Annotated in this window: 8 protein-coding genes; 1 reads left to right on the top strand and 7 read right to left on the bottom strand. The window is 44.8% G+C overall.

The window, feature by feature from the left end; translation table 11 throughout:
- Window positions 1-247 precede the first annotated feature (247 nt).
- Window positions 248-3,553 carry a capsular polysaccharide export protein, LipB/KpsS family gene (locus AC3CB2_RS20150; protein WP_352935248.1) on the bottom strand — a complete coding sequence of 1,102 codons (3,306 nt, stop codon included), beginning with the start codon at window positions 3,551-3,553 and terminating at the stop codon, window positions 248-250.
- A gap of 414 nt (window positions 3,554-3,967) precedes the next feature.
- Here AC3CB2_RS20150 and AC3CB2_RS20145 point away from each other — a divergent pair, with 414 nt between their 5' ends.
- Entirely contained in the window at window positions 3,968-5,272 is a 1,305-nt protein-coding gene (locus tag AC3CB2_RS20145) for a radical SAM/SPASM domain-containing protein (RefSeq protein WP_352935251.1), read from the top strand.
- Here the strand turns inward: AC3CB2_RS20145 and AC3CB2_RS20140 are convergent.
- From AC3CB2_RS20140 to AC3CB2_RS20115, 6 genes are all read right to left on the bottom strand, one after another.
- Entirely contained in the window at window positions 5,265-6,170 is a 906-nt protein-coding gene (locus AC3CB2_RS20140; protein ID WP_352935254.1) for a sugar kinase, read from the bottom strand. The two genes, AC3CB2_RS20145 and AC3CB2_RS20140, sit on opposite strands and share 8 nt — an antisense overlap.
- Before the next feature lie 128 nt (window positions 6,171-6,298).
- On the bottom strand, window positions 6,299-7,717 hold the full coding sequence (uxaC, locus tag AC3CB2_RS20135; RefSeq protein ID WP_352935256.1) for a glucuronate isomerase: 1,419 nt from the start codon (window positions 7,715-7,717) through the stop codon (window positions 6,299-6,301).
- A 41-nt stretch (window positions 7,718-7,758) separates the two neighbouring features.
- Entirely contained in the window at window positions 7,759-9,228 is a 1,470-nt protein-coding gene (locus AC3CB2_RS20130) for a tagaturonate reductase (protein ID WP_352935259.1), read from the bottom strand.
- A 27-nt stretch (window positions 9,229-9,255) separates the two neighbouring features.
- A complete protein-coding gene (locus AC3CB2_RS20125; RefSeq protein WP_352935261.1) occupies window positions 9,256-10,722 on the bottom strand; it encodes a UxaA family hydrolase in 1,467 nt (488 codons plus the stop codon).
- A gap of 110 nt (window positions 10,723-10,832) precedes the next feature.
- Entirely contained in the window at window positions 10,833-12,134 is a 1,302-nt protein-coding gene (locus tag AC3CB2_RS20120; protein ID WP_352935263.1) for a TRAP transporter large permease, read from the bottom strand.
- Window positions 12,134-12,679 carry a TRAP transporter small permease gene (locus AC3CB2_RS20115; protein ID WP_054784166.1) on the bottom strand — a complete coding sequence of 182 codons (546 nt, stop codon included), beginning with the start codon at window positions 12,677-12,679 and terminating at the stop codon, window positions 12,134-12,136. The genes AC3CB2_RS20120 and AC3CB2_RS20115 overlap by 1 nt, the downstream gene beginning before the upstream one ends.
- Window positions 12,680-12,738 lie beyond the last annotated feature (59 nt).

Below are 12,738 nucleotides of genomic sequence, written 5' to 3'. Positions count from 1 at the left end.
TGGAGCTTTTATGATTTAATTTCGAAGTCTTATCTATTTGATATATTGGGAATTATTCAAAAAGATGGTTTACTGATCCGTCTAAGTTCAGTGTCTATTAATTGCATTAATTACAGAAGGAAGGCTTGGTTAGACCGTTTTTGGCCTAAGCTGAGCCGAAAATGGTTCTTTGCTAAGTTTCCGTTTTCTTCAAAGGATACTATCCAGGTCGGTTTTCATCCTTTCTCGAGGCAAATATGGTATTCAACTATCGAGGATGAAGTATTCTGCCAATAGCTCGATGATATGGATTCTTCAGGTTACGAAAAAATATGACTGGATCTGCTAGGTAAGCAGTCACGGCGCTTTCTCCACCAATTTTTCTGACGATTGGCGTAGCAATTGGGCAAATATACTGACGTCTCCAGTCTGTATTTCTAATGATATTTGTATGTATAGTATTCTTTGGTTCTTTTATACTTTCTATGGCTGCGTCTGCTTTGGAGTGTTCTCCGATAATTCCATCTATATCTATATTAAGAAGTTCATAAAAATACTTCCTGCCATTCATCTGCTTCTTATAACGTGGCTTGAAAATTATAAAATCTGAATACTTGGAGTGTATTTCTATGCTCAACAAGGTTCCTTGCTTTTCTATTTTGGGTTCCAGAGGCCCTTCAGCATCATAAATGTAGAACTCGCACTTATCATCCACATTGCCTGGTTCGTATTTAAACTGCAAAGTTATCTTTGTTTCATCTCTTTCAATAGGAATAGAAAAGCCACTGCAATAGTGGAAGGACTTAATCTTCCCTGACGATCTCTCCATTCCGAGACCAAGAATGCAAAACCGGTTTAGTTTCTCAAATATCCCAAATCGATTGAAGTTTATTTTTACACCTCCCAAGACCCTCTGCTGTATAGGAACGTGAGTGTTGTATATGTATTCATAAGTTGAATGCATTGTGCTGGGAGATATTAATTTAGAATATTTCGGATTAAGTCGGGATTTCTTTTCCGCAAGCGACTTAACCCATTGTTGCTCCAGTTTCTTCGCAACGTTACCGGCCAAAAAGTGCTTTTCAATTAATGAAAAGCCGCTTTTTCCAACTTGACTTCTCAGGTTTGGGTTGAGGGTTTTTTTCAAAACCTGAAACCATTCATCAGGATCTGATGTGTGAGTGAAAAAACCGTCTTCGTTATCATGGAGTATTTCAGCAAACCCCGTTTTGAAAGTAAATATGGGCTTAGCAAAAACCATGCCCTTAAGTAATCGGGAAGACAATCGATACTTATTGAAGGTGTCTGGAATTCCAGGGGCACATATTACATCACAAATTTTTATATAGTTAATGTACTCTCTGTCGCCTAGACGCCCTAATGATTTGAAGTGCTTGATCTTGCCCTCAAGATTTGTGTCTCCTTCATTTCCGCAAACCAGTAATGCAATCGGTTTAGGACTATATTTCTGAAGTTTTATCATTGATCGAATAAATAATTGATACTCTGCAGAGTACCGGTATACAGTTCCGTTTACAAAATATACGATGCTGTCCTCGGGTATTTTGAGCAACTCCAGTTTTCTTTTGCGGACCTCTTCCGAAACTGGAGACAAGTCAAAATTTTCCATTCTGAGGACAGGGGGTAGAAGATCACAAGGCTTATGAAATTTCCCCTCAAGCCTTTCCTGCATGGGATACCAAATCGCACTAAACCGATCAGCAGAATGGTACATTAAAGATCGTAGACATGGTTCAACCCAACGGTATGCCGATGGACTTGAAAAAGTTTTGATGAAGTTATCGAGATCAAGAAATTTCAGGAACTCAGCAATATCTTTTTCGAAAAGAAAAGGTTTATCTAAGCTATCCATTAAGGAAGGGTTCGGCTCTGGATAGTACTTACTGAATGGTTGAAACTCGTCGTCCTCGCCTTGAACTATAACCAATGGATTGTAGCTCATGATAATCTCAAGAGCAGCCCGAATTGGTTTAGTTCTTACGCCTACTTCAACTAGAATATTTGGCTGCAACTCATTAACAGCGTTTTTTATGGTTTCACTCAACAACTGTCCTTGGAACGATAGCCGCATCCATCGCACACCTTCATCATTTGGGATACAGGTGCCTTCAGATAAAACCAGAACTCTATGTCCTAACTTTACCAACTCTGCAGATAAATCCTGCAAATAGTACCCAGAGCCTCCCCAACTTGGAGAAGGATGTACTATTACAATCCTGAGCTGATTATCTTTTTCAAATTTTGGCGTTGTTGCTATCAGTGAATGCCGTTTGCCCGCGTCAAAGGTTAAATCTGATAGTCTAGGACTGATCTGCTTGGCAGTTTCAAGACTTGACTTGGAAGTATCTACTAGAAGCTTAAAAAGTAAGTAATGTAGAAAGTATAGACAAATTTCTAAATCGTCGTTCTCCAAAGGAGGTAAACTAAGAAAACTAGATAACTCATTTTGCAGGCTATCTGAGTTTTTTAGCGCAGTACAATTCGGCAATATTCCGTAAAACGATTTTCCTAATAGGAAGACATGTTTTCCTTTTGCAGCCATTTCTAAGCCGGATTGTGAGTTAATTACAATGCCAGCCGAGCATGCGTCCATTAAACGATATACATTCTCATTGTTTTCATCTCCAATAAACAGCACTAAATCATGGTCAGCGCATAAATTTTTCAATCGCCTTTTGTACTCTGTTTTATCTCCTGGGTGTGCCTTCACGATTAGCGGTTGTTGTAGCTTAATGCAGGCGTCAATAACTCTGCTGTAAGCTTCTAGGGAACTCTTGAAATGAGGGTTGTCATAGGTGACTACAGTGTCAATGAAACATTGTCCTAGAAGTAGCAGAGGTGTTTTATCGAAAGATGAGATGAAGGAGATCGTGTTTGATGAAAGCTCACTTTTGGGTTGGTTCCGGACTTTTCCTGAATAATTGTTTGTAATCCAGCTCTGAACTTTATGTCTTTCGTGATCTGCAAACTGTTCAATTTGGGAGCCCAACCTAGGCCAGTCTGACACAATAGAGAACTCGTTGCCAATGCGTCCAGCTGCATCGAAGTGAATTCTGTTTTTGTCGAATGAGAATTCTATAGCATAGGCGGGAATGTTGTTTTGTTTTGCTAGAGCTTGAAGTACTCGAGGTTCAATTAGCATCCCCCCCCAAACAACGACACAGCTGGGCCTCGTTCTGCGATAGATATCCATGCATACATCGATGCATGACATTGCCCGAGAATATATTTGTTCAACTTCTACAAGAAGTTCATCCGAGTAGTTTTCAAGAAATGCTGGGCACTCGTATCCAATACTGCCTTTACACAGTTCCCATAAGTTAAAATCTCTATATTCTAAGGAGTAAACAGTGTCTCGATCTAAGCTAACATGATTGTCAGAGAAGTCAGGTTTGTATGGAATATAAAATTCTCCAACAAGCTTTTCTCCAAAAACGCACACATCATATCCGAGTAAAGAAAGCGCGTTATGAACTTCAATCTTTACTGCTCCACCAGGCACAACCGTGTTGTCTAAAAGTATCATCTGATGTTCACCCTTAATCTCGGACATCGTGATTAAAGCTGCTATGTTTTCGGCTTCCAAGCCCTTTGATCTGGAGGTAATCCGGGAGCCGAAGCAAAGAATGAATAAAATTTGCCTTTGAGGGAAAGTCAGAGCGCAATTAGGTAACCAGCAATTATGTATTTAGTAATGCGTAAGCCTAAATTTCTTGACGTCACAAGGATTCAGAGTTTCAGATTATTAAACTGCTTATTTTAATACGGATGGCAAAAATTATTAAGTAATTGCAGAGTGCTCAGAGCATATAAAAAATAATACATGATTTTCAATTGTTGCATATAAAATGAATTGTGAGACTCTTAAGTACTCGGCTTAAGAGGAAATACTTTATCTGTTCTACGTCGTTCGGAAGCTGAGACGAACTCCAAATTTACGCCCTTATGCTGCGAGGAGTACTTTCAAATGTCGAGCGATGTTCTTAGCCAGATTAGTCAAAGCATATCTGATCCTTCATACCTAGATGAGACAAGTAAGCTTGAGAGAGAAGCAGTCAACTTGTTGGTGAAATATGCTCAATACTCACAGTTGGGCGATCAGCAACCGCCGCTTTCAGGTGAGTTGCTTGTTCAGGAAGCTAAGCAGTTTTTAAAGACATTATCAGAGTGGGAGGATGAGTTTGGAGAGTTGGATGTTTTATATAAAGCTGCCCGTAAAGAGATTGGCCTTCTTCGTAGTAAGGTGATGAAAGAAAGATTGCAAAAAGCCAATCTTCAGCGGACAAATAACATATTGAAACAAGCCTTTATACTGTCTACAGAAATGCGCGATGAGCATTTGTCAGAGATTAAGGATTTAGCCTTCGCAAGAGAGCTTTTTATCTCCACTGTAAAGATGGTTGAAATCGAGGTGTTTTCTTATTGCAACCGAGTTTGTTGGTTTTGCCCGAATGCCATTCACGATCGCCGTTCTGCAAACCATCATATGAAACACGAGACTTACATCAAGATTCTAGAAGATTTGCGATCATGTGATTTCGACAAACGAATAAGTTTTAGTCGATATAATGAGCCTTTGGCTGATCAATCTATTGTTGATAGACTTGCCGAAGCAAGAAGTTATCTGCCTAAAGCAATTTTGCATATAAATACAAATGGAGATTATCTTCACGAAGAGTACTTATCTAGACTATATGAGGCGGGTTTGCGATCTCTGAATGTGCAGATCTATTTAAACAATGAAGAAAAATATGATCACGAGAGAGTAAGGCAAAAGTTGGAGAAAAGAGTTTCTGATTTAGGGTTATCAGTAAACGATGTCAAAGATATCCCAAATACTTGGATAGAGGTTGTAGCACCTTACCGAGACATGAAACTTAGAATGTATGGTCGGAATTTTGACGTAAATGGGTGTGATCGGGGAGGTACTGTAGACGTTCAGAGTAAGAGACCACGAATTTCACCTTGTCGCTCGCCTTTCTATCACATGTACATTGATTACAACGGGTCAGTAATGCCCTGTTGTAATGTTAGATCAGATGTGCCTGAGCATAGACAATGCAAGCTAGGTGTAATGAGTAAAGATACTTCATTGTTTGAGATTTATGCAGGATCGAAAGCTGCAAGTTGGCGCCGGGCGATGGTGGGTTTCAGGCCCAAAAAAGGCGTATGCAGGAACTGCAACTTTAAAGAATTTGCAGACTCTATTGAAACACGAAAGGCGCAAGAGAGCATACTTAAAACCGCGCTGGATTTGGAAAAATCTATTTAATAGGTTGCTTAATGCCCCTTTGATTTTCACTCTCTTTTGCAAGCGCCCCTTTAAACTGAACCACTTTAGCCGCGATGGAATGAGCCTCTTTCGCTGCTTCAGATATTGTTCGCTCTAGTAATCTTGCTCCGACATATCCTGCTGCAAACGAGTCTCCCGCTCCGGTGGTGTCGACAGGGATGATGCCGTTTGGTGGGGAGGCGATGGCTTTCTCTCCGTCCTTCAAGATCAAGCAATCATTACCGCCATCTTTTACGACAACCTCTGTTGAACCCCATGAAGACCAAGTGGTTGCGATCATATCTTTTACTGTGTGTTCCCAAAGAGTGATGTGATCTTCCTTTGAGACAAGCGCGATATCAGCTAGCTTTGCGAGTTGTTTGTTGGTTTGGCGGCAAATGTCGTTATCAGGCCACAGGTCCGCCCGGTAGTTGGGGTCGTAGGCGATGAGGCAATGTGGTTTCACAATATGTAGCGCTTCAATCAGATTGTGTCGTTGTACTTCATCCAGAATGGCGAGCGATATACCGGAGAGGTACAGGCTGTCATAGGATACTAATAGCTCTGCAATTCTTGCGGAGTTCCAGCCATCAAACATATGACGGGCGGCAGATGCTGAGCGCCAATAATGGAAGTAACGCTCACCAGAAGCATCGTTTTCGATTATGTAAAGGCTAGGCGTTCGCCCCTCAATGAATTGAAGCGCATTCGTGCGGATGCCTTCGCTTTTAAATGCAGCAACCATTTTTTGACTGTATGTGTCACTTCCTACACCCGTAATATAAGAGACATCCAGTTCGTCGCTAAACAGACGCGCCAGATAAACTGCAGTATTGAAGGTGTCTCCAGCAAAAGACTGCTTGAACAAACCGTTTGCTGTCGGAGCAAGTTCCAGCATGCATTCTCCAATGCAAGCGATGGATTTTCTTTTTGAATTTAACATTAAGAGGCCCGTATGCAACATCAGCAAAAAGGTGGAATATTGAACAGCCAACGATGCCTGTGATCATGTTGGCTGTATCAATGTTAGAGAGCGATATTCAGTTCAAAATAGCGATTTGCATTGTTGAAACTGATATCCTGAACCATGCCACCAAGTAGCTTCATATCTTTTGGTGCTTCGCCATCAATCACCCAGGTGCCGATCATGTTACAGAGGATGCGACGGAAGTACTCGTGGCGGGTGTACGACAAGAAAGATCGACTATCTGTCAGCATTCCTATGAAACGTGACAGCAGGCCAAGTTGGGATAACTGCTCCATCTGACGCAACATGCCGTCTTTTTGGTCGTTAAACCACCAGCCAGACCCAAACTGGATTTTACCTGAGATCCCACCACCCTGGAAGTTACCGCACATGGTTGCAAGCACTTCATTGTCTCTTGGATTAAGCGCATAAAGGATCGTTTTCGGTAAAGCATCTTCTTCATCAAGCTTATTGAGCAGTCTGCTGAGTGGCTGCGCAATCAGGCCGTCATTGATGCTGTCGAAGCCAGTATCTGGTCCCAATAGGCCCAACATACGGGAGCTGTTATTACGAAGTGCACCAATGTGATACTGCATGGCCCAACCGCGGTGTGCATATTCTTTGCCCAGATAGATCAGGACAGCTGTTTTAAATGCTGCGGCTTCTTTTTCACTGACGAAGGAACCGGAAAGGCGGTTTGAAAGGATGTTGTTGAGCTCAGCTTCAGAAGCTTCTTCATAAACAACTGTATCGAGAGCATGATCGGAGATTGTGCAGCCGTGCGCTGCAAAGTGGTCTAGCCGCTTAGCCAGTGCAGCACACAAATCTGCGAAGCTATTGATTTCAGTATCAGACACTTCAGAGAGCTTGGCGAGGTAATCGACATAGCCTGTTGCGTTGATCAGAAATGACTTATCGGGGCGCCAGGATGGGTTCATCCTAATAGAAAAGCTATTGTCTTCCGCTGTTTTCTTATGCGCCCTTAGATCATCAATTGGATCGTCTGTTGTACCAACCATACGCACATTCATTTTTCTCATGATGGAGCGTGCTGAAAACTCCGGTGAGGCAAGCATTTCATTTGCACGGTTCCAGATATTCTCAGCTGTAGCGCCATTTAACAAACTATCATCAATTCCGAAGGGGCGGCGTAGTTCTAAATGTGTCCAGTGATAAAGCGGGTTGCCGATGGTTGCAGGTACAGTTTCAGCCCATTTCTGGAACTTTTCACGGTCAGATATGTCTTTGCCAGTGCAATACTTCTCTTCAACACCATTGGCACGCATAGCACGCCATTTGTAATGATCTCCTTTGAGCCAGATCTCTCCTAGATTTGCGAACTGATAGTCGTCAGCAACTTGCTCTGGTGGCAGATGGCAATGGTAATCAATGATCGGCATATCCTTCGCGAAGTCATGATAAAGCTCGCGTGCAACTTCAGAATGAAGAAGGAAATCGTCAGTTAGAAAAGTGTTCATTTTGATACTTTCAGCTGGAGAAATATCGAGATCTGGAACAGTTAGGAAGATGCAGCACCAGTCCAATCCGCTAGGCGATCAAGCGTGAATGGTTCAGTTTGAAGGAAAGCGAGCGCTTCAAGTATCAAAGCCACTAGAGCATCACTTGCAATAGACTTGCCCCAAAACGCCTCTTCACTGAGAAACGCTCGGATCATGGTGTCTGTGCCTTCTGTAACTTGCAGAGTGTTGAGTGTCTTAAAACGCTCGAGGACTTCGTCAGAGTCACGGGCAGGAAGCTCCTCAGCGTGCTTGAAAGCGCCGGTATAGAAAGTCAGCCACGCAGCAAGAGAAAGTGCCATGTATCGAGGAGGCTTGCCCTTGGCGGCAGTATAGCTTTCAAATTGCGGAAGATTTCGGGTTTGAAACTTTGCAATGCCATTGAGCGATATGTCATGCCAGCGATGCTTGATATATGGGTTGGAGAAGCGGCGCAGGACTTCGTCGCTAAATGCACTCAACTCGTCTTTCGGCAATGAGAGGAATGGGATGATTTCATCCTGCAACATACCTTCCAGAAATGCTCTGCCGACAGGATGTTCGATTGCTGACTGCACGGTTTCAGTTTGAGAAAGTAATGCGAGCGGACAAAAGCCAGTGTGAGCGCCATTGAGGATCGCCACCTTTCGCTCTTTGTAGCCATCTGCATTGGAAGTTATCAGTGTACTGTCGTCATACTCTCCCAAAGGCAAGAATAACTCAGGTTGATCTTCTCGTTTCTCGATAACAAGAAAATGAAAGAGCTCTGCTGTGACCATCAAAGGGTCTTCATAGCCAAGCTCTGCCTCAAATGTCTTCGCCTCATCACGAGGATAACCTGGAACAATGCGGTCGACGAGTGTGTTGTAAAATGCGGAATGTGTTCTGACCCAGTTGATAAACTCTGTAGGCAGATTCCAATCACGAGCATGCTGGAGGACAATCTCTTCAAGAGTGTCTCCGTTCTTTTCTATCAACTCACATGGCAAGAACTGAAAACCAAGCACGTCTGAGGCACCGCAGCTATTGAAGCGCTCCAGGAGTAGTCTCGTCACTTTTGCAGGAAATGAAACAGGAGGTTCATCCTGAAGCTTGCAGTCAGGCAGATAGGTGATGCCTGCTTCTGTAGTGTTGGAGATAACCGTCGTAAAGTCTGAGTTTCTCGCGAGGGCAAGAACCTCATTCCACTCACTGACTGCAGACATTTCTTTTCGAATGCATGCGACCTGACGAACATCAGAAACAGGTTTCCCATCCTGATCAACCCCACGAGTGATTGCGGTGTATGCGCCGTCAGTCTCATTGAGTGAGAATGGGATTCCACCGTCAATGGGCCGGACCACAACAACACCAAAGTCAGTACCTGCGCGTTCATTCATACGATCAATTTTCCAATCCATGAAAGCGCGTAGGAAGTTACCTTCTCCGAACTGGATCACTCTTGGTGTTGGGCGAGGACGACCTGCCAGGTTTTTCTCTGAGATACGGTTCATAAATCTATCTCCTTGTGATGTTTCCGGCTACAGAGTGACGCCCGTCTTGAAGATGACGATCTCTTGCATGCGATTGATTTCATTGAGTGTCTGTTTGCCGCTGGCGACTTGCATTAAGTAGTCTGCAAAGTCAGTGCACAGCTCATCCAAGCTCGTATCGTCGTGAATCAGCGTGCCTGCTGAAAAATCGATCCAGTGCTTTTTTCGATCAGCAAGCTCAGTGTTGGAAGCGACTTTTACGGTTGGAACGACAGTCCCAAGAGGATTGCCGCGGCCAGTTGTAAACAGCACCATATGACAGCCCGCGGCTGCCAGAGACGTGATCGCCGTTCCATCATTTCCGGGAGCTTCCAGAAGGTTTAGTCCGTTCTTGCTTAAGCGATCCTGATAGCGCAGTACGTCTGTAATGATCGAAGTACCTGCTTTCTGCGTGCAGCCAAGAGACTTCTCTTCTAACGTGGTGATCCCACCCTCTTTGTTGCCGGGCGATGGGTTCTCATAAATGGGCTGATCATGGTCGATGTAATACTGCTTGAAGTCATTAATCAGCGAAACGATGTCAGCAAACACGGACTGGTTTTCAGCGCGCTTCATCAAGATGCGTTCAGCACCAAACATTTCAGGTACTTCTGTAAGAACCGTGGCGCCACCTCTGCTGCAAAGCCAATCTGACAAAGCACCCAGCAATGGGTTCGCCGTTATGCCAGAGAACCCGTCGGAGCCTCCGCATTTCAAACCAATCCGCAAACGATCAACACCTACCGGCACACGTTTGTCGGAGCTCAGAATACCTGCAAGATCCTGCAAGTGGCGATATGCTGTTTCGAACTCATTTTCGGTTTCTTGGGCGACCATGCAGCGCAGGCGCGATTGATCGGACATCTCCAGGTTTTCGAGGAACTCGGTAAGCGTGTTGTTCTCACAGCCAAGCCCCATCACCAGAACGCCACCTGCATTCGGATGCATGACCAGATTTTGCAGGATAGTGCGCGTATTGACGTGATCATCGCCAAGCTGGGAGCATCCAAAAGGATGCGCCAATACAGTTACTTGGGTGCCTTCAGGAAGTTCTTCGCTGCGCTCAAACTGACGTGCAACGGCTTGGGCAACACCATTTACGCAGCCAACAAGTGGCACAATCCAAAGATCATTACGAATGCCAATGTCGCCGTTTGCTCGTTCAAATGCCAAAATTTGCGGAACTTTTATTTCACATTCCTGTTGCTCTGGTGCACCTGCGTATGTGTAAGTCTCGTCGGTTCCAAGTCCGGTCTTCAAGTTATGAGAGTGAATATGTTCTCCGCATTTGATTGCCGAGCGCGCACGTCCAATGGAAGCGCCATACTTGATGACATGCTCACCTTCAGCAATGTCAGCTCGCGCAATCTTGTGACCTGCAGGTATATCTTGAAGAAGGCTAACGCCTTCGATAATTTCATTTTTCTTGAATGACTTCAAAGCAACGAGAACAGTATCATCGCGATGAATTTGCATGTGGGATCTCACGGTGACTCCAGACCATGTCTATCCGTGCAACAAACACGGGCTTTTTCGTTGATTTTGAGGGAGGGGTTTGAAGGGTGACAGTGCACCCTTCATGCTGGTCAGTGCATGCCAAACAGACCCGGTAAGAAGAGTGAGAGCTCTGGAATGTAAATGATAGCTAGTAGTGCAATCAGCAGAGCACCAAAGAATGGCAGCATTGGTCGGATCATGTCGTGTAGTTTGACATCTGAAACCGAACAACCGACGAACAGCGCCGCTCCAACGGGTGGAGTGCACAAGCCGATACACAGGTTGGCGACCAACATGATCCCAAAATGCACTGGATCAATGCCCAGATCTTTTGCAATTGGCAGAAAGATTGGAGTGAAGATGAGAACGGCTGGTGTCATGTCCATGAACACACCAACGATCAACAAGATCACATTAATGATGAGCAAGATGACGATAGGGTTCTCAGAGATCGCCAGCAGTGCATCTGTAATCATATAAGGAATGTCGGCGCGGGTCATAACCCAGGACATGCCAATAGAAATTGCGATAAGCACCATCACGATCGATGTGGTGACGACAGCCTCCAAAAGCAGTTTTGGCAACTGATGGAGTTTGATTTCACGATATACGATCACAGAGAGAAAGAACGCATAAACTACCGCGATGGCTGAGGCTTCAGTTGCCGTAAACACGCCGCCCAAAATTCCCCCCATCACAATAATGACGAGCAAAAGGCTTGGTATCGCATCCCACGTCACTTTCAAGGCTTGCTTGAGAGTTGGGCGCTCGGCGACCGGATACCCGCGTCGTTTTGCGATGAAACTACCAACCATCATGAGGCTCAGCCCCATGAGAATACCCGGCAGGTAACCAGCCATAAATAGTGTTGCAACTGACACACCACCTGCAGTGAGTGCGTAAATGATCAATACGTTGGAGGGCGGTATGAGCAGACCAGTAATGCAGGAAGTGACGTTCACTGCAGCTGAATAAGCGGGATGATAGCCGGACTTCTTCTGCAATGGAGCCATCGTGCCACCAACCGCAGCTGCCGCCGCTGTTGCTGAGCCTGAGATCGACCCAAACAACATGTTCGCCATGACATTAACGTGTGCAAGCGAACCTGGCATACGGCCAACCAGGATCTGAGAGAAGTTTATCAGGCGTATAGCAATACCGCCGCTGTTCATCAGCACGCCAGCAAGAATGAAGAATGGAATTGCCAGAAGCGCAAAGCTATCCAATCCAGCGACCATGCGCTGACTAATGACGGCAAGGATTACCTCTAAAGGCATCATCATAGCACCGGCGATGATTGCAGAAACACCGAGAGAAAACGCAATCGGAACGCCTGTAAAGACAAGAAAGAAGAAAGACCCAAACAGAGCTAGAGCAACATACCATTCCATCACGCTACTCCATCCTGCTCGAATTCACGGGAGAGATTATGAGCAGCTATAGTTTTCTCGAAACCAAGTAAGTTCCGCAGTGCTTCAATGGCAAAGTGAAGAGAGTAAATCACGATTACGCCGCCGCTTAAGGGGAGAACAAGATAGATGTACTCCATTGGCAGCAGCATAGCCGGAGACAGTTGGCCCGTTGCCTGCACCTTGAGGAGCAGTCGCATGCCACCAAAAATCATTGTGGCAGCAGCAAAGCCTCCAACAACCAGATTGGAGTATGCCGTAAAGAGTAGCTTTTTGCGACCTGTCAATCGGCCAGTAAAAAGGTCAATCGCCAAATGACGCTGTGCCCCAACACAGTAAGCCCCGCCCAGTAAACCAACCCAAATCATCGAAAACCGAGCGATTTCATCGGTGAATGTGCTTGGTTGGCCAAGTATATAGCGGCTTACAACCTGCCAGGTGACACACACCACCAGCAGGGCCATGACGGATACGCTGAAAGCAGCAATGATCACGTCAATGAACTTTTTGAGTTTGTTTGGAAGCATCACGCCTCTCCAAAACAGGTATAAAGAGAGTGCAACTCAAGCGTTGCTGCTGAAAGATG

It is taken from the genome of Pseudovibrio sp. SCP20 (genome assembly GCF_057774105.1).
Note: the sequence above shows the minus strand (reverse complement) of the source record. Positions and strands in the feature narration are given on the sequence as shown.